At 61.1% G+C, this 24,580-nt stretch carries 20 protein-coding genes; 14 read left to right on the top strand and 6 right to left on the bottom strand.

Annotated elements, in window-relative coordinates; genetic code table 11:
- Nucleotides 1-5: 5 nt before the first annotated feature.
- Nucleotides 6-2,615 carry a bifunctional aconitate hydratase 2/2-methylisocitrate dehydratase gene (acnB, locus tag INS93_RS19815; RefSeq protein WP_192985210.1) on the bottom strand — a complete coding sequence of 870 codons (2,610 nt, stop codon included), beginning with the start codon at nt 2,613-2,615 and terminating at the stop codon, nt 6-8.
- 557 nt (nt 2,616-3,172) lie between these two features.
- On the opposite strand from acnB, the gene INS93_RS19820 reads away from it, so the two are divergent.
- Nucleotides 3,173-3,649 (top strand): DUF1289 domain-containing protein, encoded by a 477-nt coding sequence (locus INS93_RS19820; protein ID WP_160018225.1) that lies wholly within the window; start codon nt 3,173-3,175, stop codon nt 3,647-3,649.
- Between the two features lie 87 nt (nt 3,650-3,736).
- Here INS93_RS19820 and INS93_RS19825 read toward each other — a convergent pair whose 3' ends face one another.
- Entirely contained in the window at nt 3,737-4,600 is an 864-nt protein-coding gene (locus INS93_RS19825) for a universal stress protein (protein WP_192985088.1), read from the bottom strand.
- 157 nt (nt 4,601-4,757) lie between these two features.
- Between INS93_RS19825 and INS93_RS19830 the strand changes: the two genes are divergently transcribed.
- On the top strand, nt 4,758-5,435 hold the full coding sequence (locus INS93_RS19830) for a tRNA-(ms[2]io[6]A)-hydroxylase (RefSeq protein WP_192985090.1): 678 nt from the start codon (nt 4,758-4,760) through the stop codon (nt 5,433-5,435).
- Between the two features lie 112 nt (nt 5,436-5,547).
- On the opposite strand, the gene lpxH is transcribed toward INS93_RS19830, so the two are convergent.
- Nucleotides 5,548-6,276, bottom strand: a complete 729-nt coding sequence (lpxH, locus tag INS93_RS19835) for a UDP-2,3-diacylglucosamine diphosphatase (protein WP_192985092.1) — start codon at nt 6,274-6,276, stop codon at nt 5,548-5,550.
- Between the two features lie 149 nt (nt 6,277-6,425).
- Nucleotides 6,426-6,917, bottom strand: a complete 492-nt coding sequence (locus INS93_RS19840; protein WP_192985094.1) for a peptidylprolyl isomerase — start codon at nt 6,915-6,917, stop codon at nt 6,426-6,428.
- Nucleotides 6,918-7,077: 160 nt separating this feature from the next.
- On the opposite strand from INS93_RS19840, the gene INS93_RS19845 reads away from it, so the two are divergent.
- From INS93_RS19845 to INS93_RS19865, 5 genes are all read left to right on the top strand, one after another.
- On the top strand, nt 7,078-8,742 hold the full coding sequence (locus INS93_RS19845) for a glutamine--tRNA ligase/YqeY domain fusion protein (RefSeq protein ID WP_192985096.1): 1,665 nt from the start codon (nt 7,078-7,080) through the stop codon (nt 8,740-8,742).
- Entirely contained in the window at nt 8,742-10,127 is a 1,386-nt protein-coding gene (gene cysS, locus INS93_RS19850; RefSeq protein WP_192985098.1) for a cysteine--tRNA ligase, read from the top strand. The genes INS93_RS19845 and cysS overlap by 1 nt, the downstream gene beginning before the upstream one ends.
- Nucleotides 10,128-10,491: 364 nt before the next feature.
- Complete coding sequence (gene brnQ / locus INS93_RS19855) at nt 10,492-11,808, top strand: branched-chain amino acid transport system II carrier protein (protein WP_192985100.1); 1,317 nt, start codon at nt 10,492-10,494, stop codon at nt 11,806-11,808.
- Nucleotides 11,809-11,913: 105 nt separating this feature from the next.
- Entirely contained in the window at nt 11,914-12,648 is a 735-nt protein-coding gene (locus tag INS93_RS19860) for a DUF599 domain-containing protein (protein WP_160018218.1), read from the top strand.
- Entirely contained in the window at nt 12,645-13,040 is a 396-nt protein-coding gene (locus INS93_RS19865; protein WP_160018217.1) for an MAPEG family protein, read from the top strand. The genes INS93_RS19860 and INS93_RS19865 overlap by 4 nt, the downstream gene beginning before the upstream one ends.
- 42 nt (nt 13,041-13,082) lie before the next feature.
- Here the strand turns inward: INS93_RS19865 and INS93_RS19870 are convergent, their stop codons facing one another.
- Entirely contained in the window at nt 13,083-13,379 is a 297-nt protein-coding gene (locus INS93_RS19870) for a hypothetical protein (RefSeq protein WP_003460576.1), read from the bottom strand.
- Nucleotides 13,380-13,554: 175 nt separating this feature from the next.
- On the opposite strand from INS93_RS19870, the gene INS93_RS19875 reads away from it, so the two are divergent.
- The 7 genes from INS93_RS19875 to INS93_RS19905 all read left to right on the top strand — a co-directional run bounded on the left by INS93_RS19875 (nt 13,555) and on the right by INS93_RS19905 (nt 23,562).
- Nucleotides 13,555-14,034, top strand: coding sequence for a PaaI family thioesterase (locus tag INS93_RS19875; RefSeq protein WP_160018922.1), 480 nt, complete (start codon nt 13,555-13,557; stop codon nt 14,032-14,034).
- Nucleotides 14,031-14,477: a PaaI family thioesterase gene (locus INS93_RS19880; protein WP_021489256.1), complete on the top strand. Its 447-nt coding sequence runs from the start codon at nt 14,031-14,033 to the stop codon at nt 14,475-14,477. The genes INS93_RS19875 and INS93_RS19880 overlap by 4 nt, the downstream gene beginning before the upstream one ends.
- Nucleotides 14,478-14,546: 69 nt before the next feature.
- On the top strand, nt 14,547-15,794 hold the full coding sequence (locus tag INS93_RS19885) for an MFS transporter (protein WP_192985102.1): 1,248 nt from the start codon (nt 14,547-14,549) through the stop codon (nt 15,792-15,794).
- Nucleotides 15,795-15,951: 157 nt separating this feature from the next.
- Nucleotides 15,952-17,850 carry a molecular chaperone HtpG gene (htpG, locus tag INS93_RS19890; protein ID WP_192985104.1) on the top strand — a complete coding sequence of 633 codons (1,899 nt, stop codon included), beginning with the start codon at nt 15,952-15,954 and terminating at the stop codon, nt 17,848-17,850.
- 186 nt (nt 17,851-18,036) lie between these two features.
- Nucleotides 18,037-21,678, top strand: coding sequence for a PAS domain S-box protein (locus INS93_RS19895; protein WP_319017563.1), 3,642 nt, complete (start codon nt 18,037-18,039; stop codon nt 21,676-21,678).
- On the top strand, nt 21,675-22,679 hold the full coding sequence (locus INS93_RS19900; protein ID WP_192985108.1) for a response regulator: 1,005 nt from the start codon (nt 21,675-21,677) through the stop codon (nt 22,677-22,679). Before INS93_RS19895 ends, INS93_RS19900 begins: the two co-directional genes overlap by 4 nt.
- A gap of 94 nt (nt 22,680-22,773) precedes the next feature.
- On the top strand, nt 22,774-23,562 hold the full coding sequence (locus INS93_RS19905; RefSeq protein ID WP_192985110.1) for a dienelactone hydrolase family protein: 789 nt from the start codon (nt 22,774-22,776) through the stop codon (nt 23,560-23,562).
- A 62-nt stretch (nt 23,563-23,624) separates the two neighbouring features.
- On the opposite strand, the gene INS93_RS19910 is transcribed toward INS93_RS19905, so the two are convergent.
- Nucleotides 23,625-24,404, bottom strand: a complete 780-nt coding sequence (locus INS93_RS19910) for a DUF4394 domain-containing protein (RefSeq protein WP_192985112.1) — start codon at nt 24,402-24,404, stop codon at nt 23,625-23,627.
- Nucleotides 24,405-24,580 lie beyond the last annotated feature (176 nt).

Raw genomic sequence — 24,580 nt, forward strand, 5'->3', positions numbered from 1 at the left:
TTTGATCAGGCCTGAACGACCGGGATCTGGACGTTCGCCGCCGCTTCGCGGAAGTCGGCGATCTGGTCGAAGCTCAGGTAGCGGTAAACATCGGCAGCCATGCTGTCGATGTTCTTCGCGTACTCCATGTACTCCTCGACGGTCGGCAGCTTGCCGAGAATCGAAGCGACCGCTGCCAGTTCGGCAGAGGCCAGGTACACGTTGGCGCCATCGCCCAGACGGTTCGGGAAGTTACGGGTCGAGGTCGAAACGACGGTCGAGTTCGGCTCAACCCGTGCCTGGTTACCCATGCACAGCGAGCAGCCCGGCATTTCCATGCGCGCGCCAGCCTTGCCGTAGATACCGTAGTAGCCTTCTTCGGTCAGCTGGTGAGCGTCCATCTTGGTCGGCGGCGACAGCCACAGACGAGTCGGCAGCTGACCCTTGACCTGATCCAGCAGCTTACCGGCAGCGCGGAAGTGACCGATGTTGGTCATGCACGAACCGATAAACACTTCGTCGATCTTCTCGCCCTGAACGGTCGAGAGCAGGCGGGCATCATCCGGGTCGTTCGGTGCGCAGAGCACCGGTTCGTTGATGTCGGCCAGGTCGATTTCGATGATTTCGGCGTACTCGGCGTCCTTGTCGGCTTCCATCAGCTTCGGATCGGCCAACCAGGCTTCCATCGCTTGAGCGCGACGCTCCATGGTGCGGGCATCGCCGTAGCCTTCGCTGATCATCCAGCGCAGCAGGGTGATGTTCGAGCGCAGGTACTCGGCAATTGCCTTTTCCGGCAGTTTGATGGTGCAACCGGCTGCGGAACGCTCGGCAGAGGCGTCGGACAGCTCGAACGCCTGTTCAACGGTCAGATCGTCCAGGCCTTCGATCTCGAGGATGCGGCCGGAGAAGATGTTCTTCTTGCCTTTCTTCTCGACGGTCAGCAGGCCTTTCTGGATGGCCACGTAAGGGATGGCATGCACCAGGTCACGCAGGGTGATACCCGGTTGCAGTTTGCCCTTGAAGCGCACCAGTACCGACTCCGGCATGTCCAGCGGCATGACCCCGGTGGCAGCGGCGAAGGCAACCAGCCCGGAACCGGCCGGGAAGGAGATGCCGATCGGGAAGCGGGTGTGCGAGTCACCACCGGTGCCGACGGTATCCGGCAGCAGCATGCGGTTCAGCCAGCTGTGGATGATGCCGTCGCCAGGACGCAGGGACACGCCGCCACGGGTGCGGATGAAATCCGGCAGGGTGTGGTGGGTGGTGACGTCGATTGGCTTCGGATAGGCCGCAGTGTGGCAGAAGGACTGCATGACCAGGTCAGCGGAGAAGCCCAGGCACGCCAGGTCTTTCAGCTCGTCGCGGGTCATCGGGCCAGTGGTGTCCTGGGAGCCGACGGTGGTCATCTTCGGTTCGCAGTAGGTGCCAGGGCGGACGCCTTTGCCTTCCGGCAGGCCGCAGGCTTTGCCGACCATCTTCTGCGCCAGGGTGTAGCCCTTGCCGGTATCGACCGGGGCTTCCGGCAGTTTGAACAGGTCGGTTGGGCCCAGACCGAGCTCAGCACGGGCCTTGTCGGTCAGGCCACGGCCAATGATCAGCGGGATACGGCCGCCAGCGCGAACTTCGTCGAGCAGAACCGGGGTTTTCAGTTCAAAGGTGGTGATGACTTCATCGGTACCGTGCTTGCAGACCTTGCCGGCATGCGGGTACAGGTCGATCACGTCACCCATGTTGATGTTCGACACATCGAATTCGATCGGCAGGGCGCCGGCGTCTTCCATGGTGTTGTAGAAAATCGGGGCGATCTTGCTGCCGAAGCAGAAGCCACCAGCGCGCTTGTTCGGCACGTACGGAATGTCATCGCCGAAGAACCACAGCACCGAGTTGGTGGCGGATTTGCGGGAAGAACCAGTACCGACCACGTCACCGACGTAGGCGATCGGGAAACCTTCGCCGCGCATCTGCTCGATTTGCTTCATCGGGCCGATGGAACCTTGTACGTCAGGCACGATGCCTTCGCGGGCCATTTTCAGCATGGCCAGGGCGTGCAGCGGAATATCAGGGCGCGACCAGGCGTCCGGGGCAGGGGACAGGTCGTCGGTGTTGGTTTCGCCGGTAACCTTGAATACGCGCAGGCTGATCTTGTCGGCCAGGGTCGGGCGCTTCTTGAACCACTCGCCATCGGCCCAGGACTGCAGCACGCCTTGAGCGTGGGCGTTGCCCGCTTTGGCTTTTTCGGCAACGTCGTGGAAGGCGTCGAACATCAGCAGGGTGTGCTTGAGCTGTTCGGCAGCGGTAGCCGCCAGCTCGGCGTCATCCAGCAACTCGACCATGGTGGCGATGTTGTAGCCGCCCTGCATGGTGCCCAGCAGCTCGACAGCGCGTTGCTTGCTGATCAGCGGGGAAGTGGCTTCGCCCTTGGCAACGGCAGAGAGGAAACCGGCCTTGACGTAGGCAGCTTCGTCCACGCCTGGCGGTACGCGGTTGGTGATCAGGTCTACGAGGAATTCTTCTTCGCCAGCCGGCGGGTTTTTCAGCAGCTCAATCAGGCCTGCGGTTTGTTCGGCGTTCAGCGGCTGGGGCACGATACCCTGAGCGGCACGCTCTGCTACGTGTTTGCGATAGGCTTCAAGCACAGTTATTACCCTCATCAGTGGTCCCAAAGGGTTGTCCGGGACGCGATCCAGATACTCATGACCAGGCGCTTTTCGACTTTATGAGCCGATCAGCCGAGGTTTCACGAGTCTCTTGTAGAAGCTGCTTTCAAAGTTTTACGCCGGCAGGACGGTTTCTGATGAGGGCTGACGCAGACGCTCGGGGGGACTCCAAGTGGCTGCGTCGCCATCGTACCTGCAGGATCGACTGTGCTCGTGACGCTTTGAAAACAGCTTCCAACGGACATTGGCGCCGTAAAAGGCGGGCCGATTCTAATGGAAAGCGCAGATAAAGTTAAGCCGATGTCCTTGTATCGGCTGGCTGCTGAAAAAGGATTGGGAGACAACCCAAGATCGATGGCAGCTCCGCAAAAATGGCGGAAAAAGCGCGGTTTAGCTGTTCTGAATGAGCATTTTGAGGCCATTTTTAACGCAGTAGTGCCAGCGCAGGTAGTTTTCAGTGGCCTGTCGGCAGGGGTGATCTGGATTAGACAAAGGGCTAAGATGCCAGGCCATTCTGCTGTCTATTCTGTTTTGCCATGTCCAATCAGCGCATCAAGACGCCTTGTGTGGGGTTGTGTTCGACCGTTTACGGCGATGTCGTATGCCGCGGTTGCAAGCGCTTCCACCATGAGGTGATCAACTGGAACAGCTACAACGACGACGAGAAGCGTGCGGTATGGACGCGGCTGGAAGTGTTGCTGGTGCAGGTGATGACCGCCAAGGTGGAAGTATTCGATGAGCAGCGCCTGCGTGGTCAGCTGGAGCAGCGGCAGATTCGCTTCGTGCCGCAGCAGTCGCCCTATTGCTGGGCATACCAGCTGATCGCGCGGGGCGCTCGGGTGATCAATCAGCTGGAAGCCTACGGCATGGTGATGCTGCCCGAGTTTCGCAACTGGGCGCTACCTGAGCTGCGCGATGCTATCGATCGTGAGTTCTTCCTGCTTTCCGAGGCGCATTACGAGCGCTACATTGCGCCGAAGTTTTTGCGCGAAGGGCTGGAACTGCGGGTTTAGCGTTTGTAGGAGCCAGCTTGCTGGCGATCTTTAGCGCCACAGATCGCCAGCAAGCTGGCTCCTACAGATGAACATGCGTCCTTGTCGTCAGCGTTGGGCAACGAGCTCTTCGAGGTGGGCGATGATTTCGTCCGGCTTGAGTACCAGCACGTCACTTTCCAGTGCGTCGAGTATGACTTCGGCCGTATTGCCGATCAGCGCGCCGGAAAGCCCGGTGCGTGCCACGGTGCCGATCACCGTGACGGCGGCATCGAGCCGGTGGGCAACTTGTGGAATTACCACGTCGGCCGGGCCCTCGAGCACGTGCAGGCGTTCGTCACTGATGTCGTACTCGGCCTGGAAGCTGCGGCACTGCTCGCGGTAGCGAGCCTCGATGGTTTCCTTGAGCTGGAAGGTCGGGTCGGCAGCAGACAGCATCGGTGTCGGATGCGCGGTAGTCACGTGCAGGGTGCCTTTGGCCAGGCCGGCGATATCGTAGCCATGGCTGATGATCCCGGCGTGCAGTGTGCGGTGATCGCCATCGGCGTTGCCCACGTCCACGGCAGCAAGGATATTGCCGCCAGTCCAGGGGCGCTCGGTCTTGACCATCAGTACCGGGCCCGGGCAGTAGCGCAGCAGTTTCCAGTCCTCCGGGGTGAGCAGGGCTTTTTTCAGCGGGTTGTCCGGCAGGTGCTGCTTGATCACCAGTCCGCAGCCTTCTGCCTGCTGCACGGTAATGATGGTCTGGTGCGGGTTGTCATGCCAGGACTGCTGAGTGGAGACGCTGAAACCTTCTTCGCCGAGGCTGCTGCTGAGATCTTCGAGCCAGGCGCTGTGCTCGCCTTTCTTGTCGCAGACCAGCAGGTGCAGATGCGATTGGGTGACTCCAGCTATCAGTTTTGCCCGCTTCAGTGCGAGGCCTTCGGGGTGTTGGGGTTCCATCACCACCAGAATGCTACGGATCGCTTGCATGGTCGTCTCCCTGAAAATGAATAGCGTTTATTCAACTATAGGTGCGTCGTTGAACGCGGCTTCTTGACCTGCATCAACGGCGTGCTGGTCGTCCGGCCTGCCACTCGTATAATGGCCCGCCATTTTCAACCTCGCCAGCACCTAGAGCGCTTCAAATATGATGTCAAATTCCAAGCATGTTCCGAGTAATGGTGAGGAACCTGTGTCGATCCTGCAGGAAATTATCGAGTTTCTCGGTGGCGTCGCCACGCCGGATGCCTGGCTGGATGAGGCCTTGCGCCAGCAGGAAATTCTCCTGCTCGACCACCGCAATCTTGAATACAAAGCGGCGCAGACGGCCCTGAGCCTGATGGGGCGCTACCTGACGAAGACCGAATTGACCGCGAGAATGTCGCGTTTGGCTCGTGAGGAACTGGTGCACTTCGAGCAGGTGAGCAAGATCATCCGCGGACGTGGCATCGAGGTTCGCCATGTTTCCGCTTCGCGCTACGCCGCCGGCCTGCGCGCGTTGCTGCGTGGAGGTGAAGTGGAGCGGCTGGTGGATGTGCTAGTGGTGGGCGCCTTTATCGAGGCGCGCTCATGTGAGCGCTTCGCCGCGCTGGTGCCGCGACTGGATGCTGAACTGGCCAAGTTCTACGCCGGGTTGCTGGAGAGCGAAGGGCGCCATTATCGGGGTTATCTCAAGCTCGCCTACCTGTATGGTGATGCGGCCGATGTCGATGCACGTATCGAGGTGGTGCGGGCGGTGGAGCGGGAACTGATCACCACGCCGGATGAGCAGTTCCGTTTCCATAGCGGTGTGCCTGCAGAGAGCGGCTGCGAAGCGGCCATCTGATGACCCTCTCCCGCAAGCGGGAGAGGGGGAGCAAAGCCCTGCAGTGTCGTAGCCCGGATGAAATCCGGGGCGATCTTGAGGGTTGCTTCCCCGGATTTCATCCAGGCTACGGTTAGGTTGGCGTGAGTTCGAACGGCGCCTGCTTGAAGCCCTCGTCATCGACCTGCAATGCCCAGCCCTGGCGGTCCCAGTCCCCCAGCACGATACGTCGTGCAGCTTGATCGTTGACTTTCAGCTCATGCACCGCCGGCCGGTGGGTGTGGCCATGGATCAGCGTGCGTACGCCATGTGCGGCCATCACCTTGATCACTTCTTGCGGGGTGACGTCGACAATCTCGCTGGCTTTCATCTGCGTCTGTGCGCGGCTTTCGTTGCGCAGCTTGCGCGCCAGCTTCTGCCGCGAGCTCAGTGGCAGGTTGCGCAGGATCAGCAGCGATAGCGGATTGCGCAGCCAGCGCCGCAGCTTCATATAGCCGATATCGAGGGTGCACAGGCTGTCACCGTGCATCAGCAGCACCGGCTCGCCGTTCATCTGCAGCTTGTGCGGGTCACTCAGCAGGGTGCAGCCCGCCTCACGGCAGAAGCGCTTGCCGATGAGAAAGTCGCGATTGCCATGCATCAGATAGATACGCGTGCCGGCGTCGCTCAGCTCGCGCAGGGCAACGGCGATGTCATGCTGGAAGGGCGTCATGCCGTCGTCGCCGATCCAGACTTCGAAGAAGTCGCCGAGGATGTACAGCGCCTCGGCCTGGCGCGCGCGCGTGGCGAGAAAATGCAGAAACGCCCGGGTGATGTCCGGGCGTTTCTCTTCGAGGTGCAGATCGGAGATCAGCAGGATCATTTCGTTCAACAGACCGATGAAAAAGGTAGCGAGCGACGGCTAGGCTAGGCGCGGGTGGCCGAGGGCGCGGAGTTTACGGGCTGTAAATGAGCAGCCCGAGGCCGGCCGCAACGACGCATAGCCTAGCGCAGTAGTTTTTCGTCGGTCTGTCAGACGACTTCGGCCTTCTCGATGATCACATCGTCAACCGGTACGTCCTGGTGGCCGGATTTCATGGTGGTGGCGACGCCCTTGATCTTCTCGACCACGTCCATGCCTTCGACCACTTCACCGAACACTGCGTAGCCCCAGCCCTGTACGGTCGGTGCGCTGTGGTTGAGGAAGCCGTTGTCGGCGACGTTGATGAAGAATTGCGCGGATGCCGAGTGCGGCTCCATGGTGCGGGCCATGGCGACGGTGCCGACCTTGTTGGCGACGCCGTTGTTGGCTTCGTTCTTGATCGGTGCGCGGGTCGGCTTCTGCTTCATGCCAGGCTCGAAACCGCCGCCCTGGATCATGAAATTGCCGATCACGCGGTGGAAAATGGTGCCGTCGTAATGGCCTTCCTTCACGTATTGCTCGAAGTTGGCCACGGTCTCCGGGGCCTTGTCGGCGAACAGGTTCAGGGTGATGACGCCGTGGTTGGTGTGCAGTTTGATCATGATCGTATCCGTGATGAGGCAGGTTCGAGCCTGTGGCTCGGGGAGAAACAGCGCCTGTCAGGGTGGCATGCACCCTGTCAGGGGCTTGACAGGTTGGTTATGATACGGACTTTGCCCGAAGCGGCCTACCCTGTGCCGCGCCAGTATTGTTAAGGACACCATGAGCAAGCCTACCGTCGAAAAAGCTGCCAACTTCCTGCGCCCCATCGTCCAGGCTGATCTGGACAGCGGCAAGCACGCCAAGATCGTGACCCGCTTTCCGCCGGAGCCCAACGGTTATCTGCACATCGGCCATGCCAAGAGCATCTGCCTGAACTTCGGCCTGGCCGAAGAGTTCGGCGGCCAGTGCAACCTGCGTTTCGACGACACCAACCCGGCTAAGGAAGACCAGGAATACATCGACGCGATCAAGGCCGACGTCGAATGGCTGGGTTTCAAGTGGGCCGGCGAGGAGCGCTACGCCTCCAACTATTTCGACCAACTGCACGCCTGGGCCATCGAGCTGATCAAGGCAGGCAAGGCCTTCGTCTGCGACCTCAATGCCGAAGAGATGCGCGAATACCGTGGCAGCCTGAACGAGCCGGGCAAGAACAGCCCGTTCCGCGAGCGCTCCGTGGAAGAGAACCTCGACCTGTTCGCCCGCATGAAAGCCGGTGAGTTCCCGGACGGTGCCCGTTCGCTGCGCGCCAAGATCGACATGGCTTCGCCGAACATCAACCTGCGCGACCCGATCCTCTACCGTATCCGCCACGCCCATCACCACCAGACCGGCGACAAGTGGTGCATCTACCCGAGCTACGACTTCACCCACGGCCAGTCGGACGCCATCGAAGGCATCACCCACTCCATCTGCACCCTTGAGTTCGAAGATCACCGCCCGCTGTACGAGTGGTTCCTGGCCAACCTGCCGGTACCGGCGCAGCCGCGCCAGTACGAATTTGCCCGGCTGAATCTCAACTACACCATCACCAGCAAGCGCAAGCTCAAGCAACTGGTGGACGAGAAGCACGTCAACGGTTGGGATGACCCGCGCATGTCGACGTTGTCCGGCTATCGCCGCCGTGGTTATACCCCGGCGTCGATTCGTGCGTTCTGCGACATGATCGGTGTCAACCGCGCCGGTGGCCTGGTGGATATCGGCATGCTGGAATTCGCCATCCGCGATGATCTGGACGCCAACGCCGCGCGCGCCATGTGCGTGCTCAAGCCGCTGAAGGTGGTAATCACCAACTATCCGCAAGGCAAGGTCGAGAATCTGGAGCTGGCGCGCCATCCCAAGCAGGACATCGGCACCCGCGTGTTGCCGTTTTCCCGCGAGATCTACATCGACGCCAGCGACTTCGAGGAAACCCCGCCGGACGGCTTCAAGCGCCTGATCCCCGGTGGTGAAGTGCGCCTGCGTGGCAGTTACGTGATCCGCGCCGACGAGGCCATCAAGGACGCCGCGGGCAACATCGTCGAGCTGCGCTGCTCCTATGACGAGAACACCCTGGGCAAGAACCCCGAAGGCCGCAAGGTCAAGGGCGTGATCCACTGGGTGCCTGCGGCCGAGAGTGTCGAGTGCGAAGTGCGCCTGTATGATCGTCTGTTCCGCTCGGCCAATCCGGAGAAGAGCGAAGAGGGCGGCAGCTTCCTCGACAACATCAACCCGGAGTCCCTGGTGGTGCTGACCGGTTGCCGCGCCGAGCCGTCGCTGGCTCAGGCCACTGCCGATGATCGCTTCCAGTTCGAACGCGAAGGTTATTTCTGCCTGGACAAGGATTCGACCGCCGGTGCCCTGGTTTTCAATCGCACCGTGACCCTGCGCGATTCCTGGGGGCAGTAATGGCACTGTCGATCTACAACACGCTCAGCAAGGTCAAGGAAGCGTTCAAGCCGCTGGAAGGCAATCACGTGCGCATGTACGTGTGCGGCATGACCGTCTATGACTTCTGCCATATCGGCCACGCCCGCGTGATGGTTGCCTTCGACGTGGTCACCCGCTGGCTGCGCGAGCGCGGCTACGATGTGACCTACGTGCGCAATATCACCGACATCGACGACAAGATCATCCGTCGCGCCAACGAAAACGGCGAGCCGTTCGAGGCGTTAGTCGAGCGCATGATCGCGGCGATGCACGAGGACGAGGCGCGCCTGTCCGTGCTGCGCCCGGACATCGAACCGCGCGCCACCGGCCATATCGCCGGCATGCACCAGATGATCCAGACCCTGATCGACAAGGGCTACGCCTACGCGCCGGGCAATGGAGACGTGTATTACCGCGTCACCAGGTTCGAGACCTACGGCAAGCTGTCGCGCCGCAAGATCGACGAGCTGAAGATCGGCGCGCGTATCGAGGTCGACGAAATCAAGGAAGACCCACTGGACTTCGTCCTGTGGAAGGCGGCCAAACCGGGCGAGCCGAGCTGGGACTCGCCCTGGGGCAAGGGCCGTCCGGGCTGGCATATCGAGTGCTCGGTGATGTCCACCTGCTGCCTCGGTGAGACCTTCGACATCCATGGAGGCGGCCCGGATCTGGTATTCCCGCACCACGAGAACGAGATCGCGCAGAGCGAGGCGGCCACTGGCAAGCAGTATGCCAACGCCTGGATGCACGCTGGCGCCGTGCGCGTGGATGGCGAGAAAATGTCCAAGAGCCTGGGCAACTTCTTCACCATCCGCGAGGTGCTGGAAAAGTACCACCCGGAGGTGGTGCGCTACCTGCTGGTGTCCAGCCACTACCGCAGCCCGATCAATTACTCGGAAGAGAGCCTCAAGGAAGCCAAGGGCGCCCTGGAGCGCTTCTACAACGGCTTGAAAGGTTTGCCTGATGCAGCGCCCACCGGTGGCGAGGCCTTCGTCGAGCGCTTCGGTGCGGCGATGGACGACGATTTCAACTCGCCGGAAGCCTGCGCGGTGTTGTTCGAGATGATTCGTGAGGTCAACCGCCTGCGCGAATCCGATGTGCAGGCCGCTGCCGGGCTGGCCGCTCAGCTCAAGCAATTGGCCAGTGTGCTTGGCGTGCTGCAACTCGAACCCGAGGCTTTCCTGCAGGCGGGTGCCGCCGGCAAGGTCGATGCTGCTGAGGTCGATGCACTGATCGAAGCGCGTCTGCAGGCCCGCGCCGACAAAAACTGGGCGGAATCCGACCGTATCCGCGACCAGCTCACTGCGATGGGCGTGGTGCTGGAAGACGGCAAGGGCGGCACCACCTGGCGCCTGGCCGAGTAAGCATCGCGCTCAACGAAAAAGGCCGCTCTCGAGCGGCCTTTTTCATTTTTCGGTTTCTCCTGCACTGCGAGCGGGCTGCCTAGTCCTGTAAGGGGCGGTCCAGGTAGGAAGCGAAAGTGTGGCGGTCAGATTTCCCATAACTTTTGCCGATGCGACAGTCAGTTACGCCAGTTCGACAGCTCGTCCGCCAACTGTGCTGCTGACGGGCGCTTTTCGTTAGTATGCGCGCCTTATCGTGTCCGTGGCGCCACAAGCGCCTGGCGATGCCTGCAGTGGTTCGAGCCAAACGCTCGGGCGACGTTTCCCCGATCCCTCAAGGAAACCCCCGCAACTCTTCGATTTCCTGCTTGTGGTATTTCCCTTTATGACTCGTTTGAAAAGCTCGGACCTCCTGGCCCTTGGCTTCATGACATTTGCGTTGTTTCTCGGCGCAGGCAATATCATCTTCCCGCCCAGTGCTGGCCTTGCCGCCGGGGAGAATCTGCTTCCCGCAGCACTCGGCTTCCTGCTGACCGGCGTTGGCTTGCCGCTTTTGACTGTGGTGGCCCTGGCCCGAGTGGGCGGCGGTATGGACCTGCTCACTGCTCCCCTGGGTAAGGTCGCGGGTGCAATCCTCGCGGTAGCGGTTTACCTGGCTATCGGCCCTCTGTTCGCCACGCCGCGTACCGCCGTGGTGTCCTTCGAGATGGGTATTGCGCCATTCACCGGTAACGAAGGTGCGCCGCTGCTGATCTATACCCTGGTGTATTTCGCGGCCGTGCTGTTCCTCTCGCTCAATCCCGGTCAACTGGTCGACCGTATCGGTAAGTTCATCACGCCGGTACTGCTGGCTGCGCTGCTGGTGCTTGGCGGCGCTGCGCTGTTCGCGCCAGCTGGCGAGATTGGCGTGGTAGCCGACAGCTACCGTGAGGCGCCGCTGGTGCAGGGTTTCCTGCAGGGCTACCTGACCATGGATACCCTGGGCGCACTGGTGTTCGGCATCGTGATCGCCAGTGCGATTCGCGACCGTGGTGTCAGCGACGCCGGCCTTATCACGCGTTATTCGGTAATCGCCGGCGTTATCGCGGCCATCGGTCTGTCGCTGGTGTATCTGGCGCTGTTCTATCTCGGCGCTACCAGCCAGGGCATTGCGGGTGATGCGCAAAATGGCGTGCAGGTGCTGACCACCTACGTGCAGCACACCTTCGGCACTGCCGGCAGCCTGCTGCTGGCTGTTGTCATCACCCTGGCCTGTCTGACCACCGCGGTTGGCCTGTTGACGGCCTGTGGCGAGTTCTTCAGCAAATTGCTGCCGGTTTCCTACCGCACTGTGGTGATTCTGTTCGGCGTGTTCAGCCTGGTGGTGGCCAATCAGGGCCTGACTCAACTGATCAGCTTCTCGATTCCGGTTCTGGTGGGCCTGTATCCGCTGGCTATCGTGCTGGTTGCCCTGAGTCTGGCCAACCGGCTGTGGGTTTCCCAGGCGCTGGTGTTCGTGCCGGTGATGGCCGTTACGCTGATTTTCGGCGTTGCCGACGGTGTTGCCGCGACCCCCTGGGCCGACAAGGTTCCAGCCTGGTTCGGGCAACTGCCTCTGGCCGGTCAGAGCCTGGGCTGGCTGCTGCCGGTGGCGGTGACGCTGGTTCTGGTGGTGGTGCTCGACCGCATTCTGGGTCTGCGTCAGAACGCAACCACTGCATAAGACGCGCCCGAAACAAAACAAGGCTGCCCACGAGGCGGCCTTTTTTGTCGAACAAGGAAAGAGGCAGCCTGGCTATAATCCGCAGCAGTCTTGCAAGGAGTTGGCATGCTCAACAGCTATCCGTATCTGCCTCATTTTCTGGCCGCTCTGTGGTTCGTTCTGTGCTGGGGCGGCTATACCCGCTATGCCTCCTTGAAGGCGCGAACCACACCCTGTCTGGCCAGCGTCCTGCACTTGTATCGTGAGGACTGGATGCGCCGCATGTTGCTGCGTGACAATCGTATTGCCGATGCCAACGTGATCGGTAACCTCGAGCGCAACGCCTCGTTCTTCGCCTCCAGCACGCTGATTATCCTGGCCGGTATTCTCACCGTGCTGGGCGCCTCCGACCGTGCCCTGTCGCTGCTGGCCGACATTCCTTTCGTACAACAGGCCAGTCGTGGTCTATCCGAGATCAAGCTGCTGTGCCTGGGCATCATCTTCGTCTATGCCTTCTTCACCTTCAGTTGGTGCATGCGCCAGTACAACTTCGCAGCGGTGCTGGTGGGCTCGGCGCCGATGGTGGGGGAGCGGCATGTCACCGAGCAGGAGCGCAAGGCTTTCGCAGAGCGCACAGCGCGGGTGATCTCGATGGCCGCCAACCAGTTCAACTTCGGTTTGCGCGCCTACTATTTCGGTATGGCAACCCTGGCCTGGTTCATCAACCCCTGGTTCTTCATGCTGGTGACTGCGGGTGTGGTGGTGGTGCTGTATCGCCGAGAGTTCCATTCGGATGTGCTGGAAGTGATGGTGTATACCCCAACGCCGGCCGCCGAGGTGGCCAAGGAGAAGAGTGAATGAGCCTGCCGTTCTGGTGCGTCTTTATCAGCGCCTTGTTGATCTTCATCGCCAAGGCCCCGGTGGCCAAGGCCATGGCCAAGGAGGGAGGTGGTCGTTACGACAACCATCACCCACGCGCCCAGCAGGCGCGTCTGACGGGGTTCGGTGCGCGTGCCCTGGCGGCGCATTTGAACAGCATCGAGGCCTTCCCACTGTTCGCGGCAGGTGTGCTGATGGCACACACCACGCAGACTTACGGCTTTCTGGTCGACATTCTGGCCGTCACCTTCGTCGTCAGCCGCGTGCTGTACCTGCTGTTCTACTGGTGGGATCTGCACTGGCAGCGCAGTCTGGTATGGGTGGTGGGCCTGGCCTGTAGCCTGCTGCTGATGATCAGCCCAGCGCTGAAATGAAAGAAGGCCCGCATTGCGGGCCTTCCTGATTTTGAGTGGAGGTTACTGGCCGTCGACTGCGTCTTTGGCTTCGTCGCCGGCATCCTCGATGGCGTCGGCCGCATCGCTGGCCGCATCCTCAATTTTCTCGCCAGTGGTAGGTTCATTACCCAAGGCTTCGTTGGTCTTCTGTTCGATGGCGTCGCCGGTGTCTTTGGCTGCATCGCCCAGGTTCTCCATCGCTTCGGAGACTGACTCCTTGGCCGACTCCATCTTGTCTTCCGGGGTTTTCTCGCAGGCGGCGAGACCCAGGGCAGTGGCAAGCAGCAGGGCATAAGTCAGAGGTTTGTTCACGGTCATCACTCCATGTGTGAGAGTTATAAGTGGCTGGGCTGACCCCAGAGCACACAGTCACTTCGAATGCCGGCGATGCCAATAAGTTCCCCTGGACTTGAGAGCAAGCCCCGGACGGGTGTGAGTCCGGGCGCAAGGCGCTATCATGCGCAGCCTTTTTTCGCGGCAGAGCAGCAGTGTGATGAGTGAGCAGTCGATCGAGGAGCGGGCGCAGCGGTTTCTGGCCGCGTTGCGTCATTGTCAGGTGCTGGGCATGAGTGTCGAGTCGGCCGATGGCAAAGGACTGACGCTGCGCTTGCCGTACGCGCCGCATATTGTCGGCAACCCGGACACTGGTGTGATCCACGGTGGCGCCATTACCACGCTGATGGACACCACCTGCGGTATCTCCACAGTCTGCGTACTGCCGGAATTCGAGATCTGCCCGACACTCGATCTGCGCATCGATTACATGCACCCGGCCGAGCCGGGCAAGGATGTATTCGGTTTCGCCGAGTGTTATCGGGTCACGCCCAACATCATCTTCACTCGTGGCTATGCCTATCAGGACGACCCCGAGCAGCCGATTGCCCACGTGGTTGGTGCCTTCATGCGCATGGGCAAGGCAGTGCAGGGCGGCGGTGAGCTGAAGCAGAATATCCAGCAAGGCGGTGGCGCATGAGCGAGCTGAGCCTGGAGCAACTGGTGGCGCGTGCGCATCAGCAGAACGATTATGACCCCCTGATCAATCTGATCCCCTACGCCAAGCTGCTTGGTATCGAATGCCTGCGTCTGGGTGACGACATGGTCTTTCGCCTGCCTGCCAACCGCGACTGCATCGGTAACCCGGTACTGCCGGCGTTACATGGCGGCGTAATCGCCGGTTTCATGGAACACGCAGCCATGCTCCATCTATTGATGTTCATGGGCATTCCACATTTGCCCAAAATCATCGACTTCTCGATAGATTACCTGCGCGCCGGCCATTATCGTGACACCTATGCGCAGTGCCAGGTCTGGCGGCAGGGGCGTCGGGTGGCCAACGTGGCGATCACCGCCTGGCAGACCAAGCAGACCGAACCGATTGCCACCGCCCGCGCCCACTTCAAGGTCGATGAGCCCTGAGTTCTTGAGACTTGCCTGGCGATTGGGGCGGATCGGCAGCGCAGCGAAATCATGACAAGGACCCTGTAGATGGATGCGTTGCTGATAATTGGTGGCCTGGTGCTGATGCTGGCCGGTCTGGTATGGCTGGTCATGCGCGCGTTCGCTACCAGTCTGTTGTGGGGCTGGGGCAGTCTGATCCCCCCGCTCACCTTGATCTACATCGTGCGCCACTGGCGGCGAGCGCGTAGCGCGGTCACTCTCATCGGGCTTGGCATCATCCCGCTGGTGGTGGGCTTGACCTTGCTGGCGAGCAAGGATGCCGAGCGTCTGGCGGCGATCGTCCGTCTGGACTGGCTCAAGCCCGAGGTGCAGGTGCCGGCAGAGCTGGCCATCAATCTGGACGGTGAGCTGAACGGCCAGCCATTTCGCCCGCAGCAGGGTGAACTGATCGATGGTGTGTTGGTGCTGCGTGAAGGCCTGGATTTCTTCGCCCTGCGCGAACTGAGTATCCGCCTGCCGCAGCCAGTCGATGGTCGGGTGCGTATCGACGTATTGCCCCAGGATAGCGGTAACCTGCCAGAGGTAGAGCTGAACTGGCTGTTGCCGGAACAGGATCTGCCCGAGGCTCGTCGCCTGAGTCGTGGTTACACCCTGCATCTGGACCTGCTGCCGCAGGAACCGAATCGTCTGGTTGGCGATTTCCACCTGGTCATGCCGCCACGCTTCAAGACCAGCCTGAGTGGCCGGGTGGAGCTGTATCGTGATCGCCTGCGCTATGTCGATGGCAAGGTCGATACCCGATACGACTCGCGTGACACCATCGCCCATGTCCTGCAGGACTATCTGCAACGACGTTTCGCTACGCGCGAGGTGCGCGAGTTGAAACTGCCGGTGTTCACCTTCGAGGGCGATACCCTGGAATTGCAGGTTGACGCACAGATCGACGGGCGTAACGAGCGCTTGCCAATTCGTTTGCACAAGCGCTCTGAGCAAGGCTGGGTGGTGGAGGGTGATCGCTTCCCGGCATTGCCCTCCGTTGCGGCCAAGCAACCGGCACAACAAGCTGAAGCGACTGCTGTCGAGGAGCGCCTGAGTCGTCCGGTCGACCGTCGTCAGCGTTTCAGCCTGGCGCGTTTGCAGCGCAATCCGGAACAGTACCGCAACCTCAGCATGCGCCTGAGCCGCGCCAGTGGCGGCACGGTGGAGGGGCGTTTCGTCGGTGTCGATGACGATGGCAGCATTCGCCTCACTCAACAGATGGGCAGTGGCGGCGGCCAGGCCAGCTTCAGTTTCAAACCGGAAGAAATCGGTCGCCTGGAACTGCTGGAGCCGTAGGGCGGGTGCAACCCGCCATATTCGGCTTGCGGGCAGTTTTTACCTGCCCGAGACGATGATGCGCCTGCTCCAAGCCCTTGAAATTCATCCAGCAGGCCCCATCTGTAGGTCATCGCCGCGATAGCGGTTCCTGTCCTACAGATGGAGTTAGCAGACCATGAGTGTGGAAACTCAAAAAGAAACCCTGGGCTTCCAGACCGAGGTGAAGCAACTGCTTCACCTGATGATCCATTCCCTGTACTCGAACAAGGAAATCTTCCTGCGCGAGTTGATCTCCAACGCGTCCGACGCCGCTGACAAGCTGCGTTTCGAGGCGCTGGCCAAGCCCGAGCTGCTCGAAGGTGGCGCCGAGCTGAAGATCCGCCTGTCCTTCGACAAGGATGCCAAGACCGTCACCCTCGAAGACAACGGCATCGGCATGAGCCGCGAGGAAGTCATCGCGCACCTGGGCACCATCGCCAAGTCCGGCACTTCCGACTTCCTGAAGAATCTCTCCGGCGATCAGAAGAAGGATTCGCACCTGATCGGCCAGTTCGGTGTGGGCTTCTATTCGGCCTTCATCGTCGCCGATGAGGTCGAGGTGTTCAGCCGCCGTGCCGGTAGCCCGGCCAGCGAAGGCGTGCATTGGTCATCCAAAGGCGAAGGTGAGTTCGAAGTTGCCACCGTCGAGAAAGCCGAACGTGGTACCCGTATCGTTCTGCATCTGAAGAGCGGTGAAGAAGAGTTCGCCGATGGCTGGCGCCTGCGCAACATCGTCAAGAAGTACTCGGATCACATCGCACTGCCCATCGAACTGCCGAAGGAACAGCACGGTGAAGACAAGCCAGCGGAGGTCGAGTGGGAAACCGTCAACCGCGCCAGCGCCCTGTGGACCCGTCCGCGTACCGAGATCAAGGACGAGGAATACCAGGAGTTCTACAAGCACGTCGGTCATGACTTCGAGAACCCGCTGAGCTGGAGCCACAACAAGGTCGAAGGCAAGCTGGAGTACACATCGCTGCTCTACGTGCCGGGGCGTGCGCCGTTCGACCTGTACCACCGCGAAGCGCCCAAGGGCCTCAAGCTCTACGTGCAGCGCGTATTCATCATGGATCAGGCCGATCAGTTCCTGCCGTTGTACCTGCGCTTTATCAAAGGTGTGGTCGACTCCAACGACCTGTCACTGAACGTCTCCCGCGAGATCCTGCAGTCCGGCCCGGTCATCGACTCGATGAAATCGGCACTGACCAAGCGTGTGCTGGACATGCTGGAGAAGCTGGCCAAGGACAAGCCGGACGACTACAAGACCTTCTGGAAGGCCTTTGGCCAGGTGCTCAAGGAAGGCCCGGCGGAAGACTTCGCCAACAAGGAGAAGATCGCCGGTCTGTTGCGTTTCGCCTCCACCGCAGGCGAAGGCGACGAGCAATCGGTTTCGCTGGCCGAATACCTGGGCCGCATCAAGGAAGGTCAGGACAAGATCTACTTCCTCACGGGCGAAAGCTACGCGCAGATCAAGAATAGCCCGCACCTTGAAGTCTTCCGTAAGAAGGGCATCGAAGTGCTGCTGCTTACCGACCGCATCGACGAGTGGCTGATGAGCTACCTGACCGAGTTCGACGGCAAGCAGTTCGTCGACGTGGCCCGTGGTGACCTGAACCTGGGTGAGCTGGACTCGGAAGAGGACAAGAAGGCTCAGGAAGAAGTCGCCAAGGCCAAGGAGGGGCTGATCGAGCGCCTCAAGGGTGCGCTGGGCGAGCAGGTCGCCGAGGTTCGCGTCTCCCATCGCCTGACCGACTCGCCGGCGATTCTCGCCATCGGTGAGCAGGATCTCGGTCTGCAGATGCGCCAGATTCTCGAGGCCAGCGGGCAGAAGGTTCCGGACGCCAAGCCGATCTTCGAGTTCAACCCCGCGCATCCGCTGATCGAACGTCTGGATGCCGAGCCGGACGAGGACCGCTTCACCGATCTGTCGCACATTCTCTTCGATCAGGCCGCGTTGGCTGCGGGTGACAGCCTGAAAGATCCTGCCGCTTACGTGCAGCGTCTGAACAAGTTGTTGGTGGAACTTTCTGCCTGATAGGCCAGGTATTGGAACAAGCCCGCTTCGGCGGGCTTTTCTATGAGCGCGATTGATCGGCTTTAATTGACAAGCGCGACCCTGTCGTTTCAGATGCTGGCAATTGGCTGGCTTTCTGCAGTGCCTTGGGGTGGTATGTCGATTTTCGAGTTGTTCTTCTTGATGGGCGCGGACCCGAGTGTCCTTGTGCTCAGTAGTTACGACACTTCCCTGGTGCTGCTGTCGCTGGCTATTGCCGTATTCGCCGCCGGCATGGCGCTGCAGCTGGCCGGTGAAGCGCGCGACAGTTCGCATCCGGTCGCCAGGCAAATCACCATTCTCACCGGTTCGCTCGCGCTTGGCGGCGGCATCTGGTCCATGCATTTTCTCGGCATGCTCGCCTTCGAACTGTGTGCGGCGGTGCGATTCGATCTGGGCATCACGCTACTGTCGATGCTGCCGAGCCTGGCTGCTTCATGGGTCGCGCTGAGCCTGCTGGCGCGGCGTGACTTGAGCCTGTTGCAGCTGTGTGTAGGTGGTGTACTGGTCGGGGCCGGTATCGGCGCCATGCACTACAGCGGTATGGCGGCGATGCAGATGGCGCCGCTGCTGCGCTATGACCCCTGGATGTTCGCCCTGTCCATCGTCGTTGCCGTTGCCCTGGCCATTCTGGCGTTGTGGGTACGCTTCGGTCTGGAGGGGCGTTTGCCGACATTATGGGCGCTTCTGCTCAGCGCCCTGGTGATGGGCCTGGCAATCAGTGGCATGCACTATACCGGCATGGCGGCGGCGCGTTTCGTCGGTACGCCGGAGTCCGAGGCTCCGATGGCAGTGGTCGACAGTGGTTATATCGCCATTGCCATCACGCTGCTGACCGTCGCTCTGACGGTCTTCGTGGTGGCGGTCAATACGCTACTGCGTTACCGCCGCATGAGTCTTCAACTCAAGGCCAGCGAGCAGCATTTGCGCTCGATCTTCGACACGGCTCTGGATGCCATCATCACCGTCGATCACACCGGCACGTTGCGCTCGGCCAATCGCGCGGTCTCGCGTCTGTTTGGCTGGGCACCGCAAGAACTGGTGGGCATGCACATGCGCTCACTGATGCCGGCTCGCTACATTGAGCAGGTCGAAGTCCTACTGGCCGATTACCTCAGGACAGGTCGCCTGACGATGCCGGCTGGTGAGCAGGAACTGATGTGTCTGACTCGTGACGGCAACGAGAAATCGGTACGCATCAGCGTTGGTATCACCCATTCAGGTAGTCGTCCGCTGTTCGTGGTATTCGTCGCCGATATCAGCGAAAGACATGCCATGGAGAAGGCCCTGCGTGACAGCGAGCAGCAGTACCGTTCGTTGATCAGCAACATTCCTGGTGTGTCGTTCCGCTGCACGCTGGATCAGGACTGGACCATGATATTCATCAGCGATGCGGTGCAGCCCCTCACCGGTTGGAGTGCGGAGGATTTCATCAGTCGCCGCTGTTCGATTGCCGAGATGTATCACCCGGACGACTATCAGCGAGTCGCAGACGAGGTGATGCAGGCCATCGAGCAAGGCCGCAACTACGTTGTCGAATACCGCTTGTTCGACCGCGATGGCGCGGAACACTGGATCTGGGAGAGTGGTAGCGCAGTTTGCGACGAAAACGGTTTGCCGCGCTGGATCGATGGCGTATTGCTCGACCAGACCGAAACCAAGCGGCGCAATGCCGAATATGAAGGCAAGGTCACTGCGATCAGCAAGGCGATGGCTTTGATCGAGTTCGACCTCGAGGGCAATATCCTCGACATCAATGACAATGCACTGGCGTTGTTTGGTTATGCCAAGGAGGAGGTGGTAGGGCGCCACCACGGCATGCTCTGCGATCCTGAACTGGTGGCGAGCGATGCTTATCGCCAGGGCTGGATGGATCTGCGTGCAGGTCATTTTCGTGCAGGTGAATACCACCGCTTTGGTAAGGGAGGACGGGAAGTCTGGATTCAGGCCAGCTACAACCCGATCCTCGATACCGACGGCAAGCCGTTCAAGGTCGTCAAGTTGGCGACCGACCTGACCCCGCGCCGGGTCATGGAACAGGATCTGCGGGCTGCCCGTGATCGCGCCGAGGCCGCCGCTGCCGCGCGAAGCAGCTTCCTTGCCAACATGAGCCATGAAATTCGTACGCCGATGAATGCCATCATCGGTTTTACCGACCTGCTGCTGGAAACGCCGCTTTCCAGCGAGCAACGTCGCCATCTGAGCACCGTACAGCATTCGTCGCGTTCGTTGCTGGGCTTGCTCAATGACATCCTCGACACGGCCAAGCTCGACCGTGGCGCCATCGAACTGGAACAACTGGATTTCTCCCTGCGCGAGCTGTGCGAGCAGGTGCTCGCGACGCAGCGGCTGACGGCCGAGAGCAAAGGCCTGCAGCTGCATCTGGATTACCCGGCAACGACCCACGAGTTCTTCTGTGGTGACCCACTGCGTTTGCAACAGGTCCTGACCAACCTGCTCGGTAATGCGGTCAAGTTCACCCTGCACGGCGAGATTCGTCTGAAAGTGACGGGTGAGCCGGGCGTAATGCGCCTGGCGGTAAAGGACACCGGCATCGGAATCGCAGCCGATCGCCTGGAGAAGATCTTCGAGCCTTTCGCTCAGGCTGATGCCTCGATGAGCCGGCGCTTTGGCGGTACCGGCCTCGGCACCACCATTTCCCGGCAGCTGGTCGAGTTGATGGGTGGGCGCTTGCGGGTCGAAAGCACCGAAGGGCAGGGCAGTTGCTTCAGCGTCGAGTTGCCGCTGCGTGCCGGCAAGCGTCTGGCCTCGCAGCAACGTGCCGTGCTGCCTGAGCTGGGGCAGTTGAACATCCTCGCGGCTGATGACGTGCCGCAGAACCTCGAGCTGCTGCAACTGACCCTGGAGCATTTCGGCCATCGCGTACACTGCGTCGCCGATGGTGAAGGCGCACTGCAGGCATTCACCCAGCAGCGCTTCGATCTGATCCTGATGGATGTGCAGATGCCGGGTGTCGATGGACTTGAAGCCTCGCGGCGGATTCGTCAGCTGGAAGCGGCCGAGGCACGAGAGCCGATTCCGATCATTGCCCTGACCGCCAGCGTGCTCGACCAGGATCGTCAGGCAGCGCTGGACTCGGGTATGAATGGCTTTGCTTCGAAGCCACTGGATGTCAACGCGCTGCTCTGGGAAATCGCCCGACTGCTCGGGCTGACCGATGTACCCAGCGCAGTGGTCAGTGCCACCCGGGTTGCCGACGATGGCCTGTTCGACTGGGTCCGTGGCAGCAGCCTGTGGGGTGGGCCGCTGCGCATGGCGCAGGCGATCAATACCTTCATTGCCGAACAGCATGATCTGGCGGCGCGCCTCAGCCAACTGCTGGCGGCGCGCCACTGGTACGAAGGTGAGGCGCTCGCGCATCGACTGCACGGTGCCGCCGGCAATCTGGCGATGGGCAGCCTGGCCGGTTTGGGGCAGTTGGTCGAGCGGGCGTTTCAGGCTCAGGACGAGCAGGCTTTACCTGCACTGATCGCGGAACTTGAGCAGGCTCTTCTGACCGTCAAGGAGGTGGTGCCGCAGGTGCCTGAGGCCGTATCTTCGGCTGAAAGCTCGGCTGTCGACTTGCGCTCGCTGCGTGAACAGGCAAGTCAGCTGCGACAGGCGCTGCAGCGGGGCGGCCTGGATGATGAAAGCCTTGCCATCATGGAGCAGGCCGCCAGGGGTACAGCCTATGGCGCCGCTCTGAACGATATGCGTCAGGCGCTGGATGACTTCGATTTCGATCAGGCCCTGCGTGTGCTCGATCAATTGTTGCTACAACTGCAAGACGAGGAAACGACCCCATCATGACCCTGGTTGCCGATACGCGTCCGCTGTTGCTGCTGGTCGATGACGAACCCACCAACCTGCAGGTGCTGCGCCATATCCTGCAGGAGGACTATCGCCTGCTGTTCGCCAAAGAGGGGGCGCGCGCGCTGGAAATGGCCGAACGTGAACGGCCCGACCTGATCCTGCTCGATGTCATGATGCCGGGCATGACCGGCTATGAGGTATGCGAGCAGCTCAAGGGCAGTCCTCAGCTGAAGACGATTCCGGTGATCTTCGTGACCGCCCTGGGCGATGTCGAAGATGAGGCGCGCGGTTTCGAGGTTGGCGCGGTGGACTACATCACCAAGCCAATCAGCCCGCCCATCGTGCGTGCTCGGGTGCGCACTCATCTGTCGCTGGTACGTGTCGATGAACTCAGGCAGACCCGCCTGCAGATCGTCCAGCGGCTGGGCATGGCTGCCGAGTACAAGGACAACGAGACCGGCCTGCACGTCATTCGCATGAGCCATTTCTCCAAGGTGCTGGCGCTGGCCGCCGGCTTCAGCGAAAGCGCGGCCGAGGAACTGCTCAACGCGGCGCCGATGCACGATGTCGGCAAGATCGGTATTCCCGACGCCGTGCTGCGCAAGCCGGGAAAGCTGGACGAGGAGGAATGGCAGGTGATGCGCCAGCACGTGGAAATTGGTGCGCGTATCATCGGCGAGCACAGCTCAGGGCTACTGCGCACGGCGCAGCGCATTGCCCTGTCGCACCATGAGAAGTGGGATGGCAGTGGTTACCCCAATGGCTTGAGTGGCGAGGAGATTCCCCTGGAGGGCCGCATCGTCGCCATCGCTGACGTGTTCGATGCGCTGACCAGCGTGCGCCCCTACAAGCAGGCCTGGTCCGTGGAGGATGCGGTCGTTTTCCTCCGTGAACAGAGTGGGCGCCACTTCGATCCACGCCTGGTCGAGCTGTTCATCGCCTGCCTGCCCGAGATTCTGCAGATCAAGGAGCGCTGGGCCGAACAACCAGCCGCTTGAAACCTCCTGTCTGAAACCCGCCCCATCTCGACTTGGTGATTGTCGACGGTGAGGCTATTGTCAGGGGCCTACCAATACAAGGGCAGGCCTCACCATGCAGAAGAAGACACTGGTTCCCCTGTTGTGCGCCGCATTCGCGGGTTTTGCCGATGCGGCGGTCGTGACCAAGACGGTTGCGTACGAAATCGATGGCGAAGCCTTCGAAGGTGTACTGGTCTACGACGATTCGGTCACCACGCCGCGCCCCGGGCTGCTCGCCGTTCCCAACTGGATGGGCGTGAACGACGATACCGTAGCCAAGGCCGCGCGGGCGGCGGGCGACAAGTACGTGGTGTTTCTCGCCGACATGTACGGCAAATCCATCCGTCCCGGCAATGCCGAAGAGGCGGGTGCTGCGGCCACTGCCGTGCGCGCAGATCGCCCGCTGATGCGCAAGCGTGCTCAGGCTGCAGTCGAGGTGCTCAAGGCGCAGAACGGCGAAGTGGCACTGGACCTCAGCAAGCTGGGCGCCATCGGCTTCTGCTTCGGTGGCGGTACGGTGCTGGAACTCGCCCGTTCTGGGGCGCCGCTGCAAGGCTTCGTATCCTTCCACGGTAATCTGGATACGCCCAACCCGGCGGATGCCAAGAACATCAAGGCGCCGGTACTGGTGCTGCATGGGGCCGATGACCCCGCCGTACCGCAGGCGCAGGTCGATGGCTTTGTTGCCGAGATGAAGGCGGCCAAGACTGACTGGCAATTGGTGAGCTACGGCGGCGCCGTGCACTCGTTTACCAATCCCAAGGCCAACGTGCCGGGTCGCAACGAATACCATCCGGTGGTCGCCGCGCGGGCATTCAAGGCGATGAACGATCTGTTCGATGAGGTATTCGCCGAGCAGTGACGCCTGCTTTGCGCAAGCGTTGAACGAAAGGCTGCGCCCAGTGGGCACAGCCTTTTTTCATCTTACTTCGCGGGCAGTACGGCGATATCGATGATGCCGTCCGGCAGGTCGGCTATGTCGCCCAGGGTGGTGGGCTTACCACTGGCCAGATCCAGCTGGTGCAGGGTCTTGCCGGTCAGCACATAGGCCATGTTGCCACCCATGCCATCGCTGGCGATGTCCATGGCGGCCGCCTTGAGGCCATCGGCGACCTTGCCGACCAGTTGCTGCACGCCATCGTTTGGCGGGTTCTGCAGCATCAGGCTGCTGCTGGCCAGGTCGATGTTGTACAGCGCGGTGCTCTTCGTGCCGGCATAGGAGTTGGTGTAGGCGCCTGCAACGACTTTTGCCTGCTTGCCGGCGTAGGGACCGTCGGTGGCATAGGCAAGCTTGCCGTCCACGGCCGCTTCACCGCTATCGACATTTACCCGCAGGTTGGTGCCGTCCGGGCTCATCAGGCGCAGGCGATCGGCCACCGGATTGAAGTCGACCACGGCCTGGCCGCTGCCTGGCAACGCGGTTTGCAGCTTGCTGCCTGCGGTGGCCTTACCGCTGACTTCGTCCAGGGTGTAAAGCTGATCGGTGCCGCTGAGGAGGTAGACCTGGCCGCTGGCCGGGCGCACATCCAGGCCGCGCAGGTCGCTGGCGCCGCTGACGGCCATGCTGGCGGTGACCTTGAGGCTGGCGACATCGACTTTGAACAGCTTGCCATCGGCGCCCAGTGCGAGCAGTTCGGTGGCGCTGGCGGCACCTGCGCTCAGGGTCAGGAGGCTGGCAGTGCAAAGGGTAGTGATGCGTTTCATGGTTGTTCCTCATAAAGGTTTCAGCATCGAGACGAAGCCGGTTGGCCGGTTTCGCAGGTGCCTCGACGAAACACCTGTGAGCTATACCCACGAGGAATGGCGTTGGATGTCGGCGGATGAAAATATTTTTCACAGGGTAATCGGCTGCTGCAAAGGTTGCCGGCCTTGCGGCCGGC

Origin of the sequence: Pseudomonas sp. EggHat1, assembly GCF_014892995.1 — a bacterium.
Lineage (GTDB): Bacteria > Pseudomonadota > Gammaproteobacteria > Pseudomonadales > Pseudomonadaceae > Aquipseudomonas > Aquipseudomonas chaetocerotis.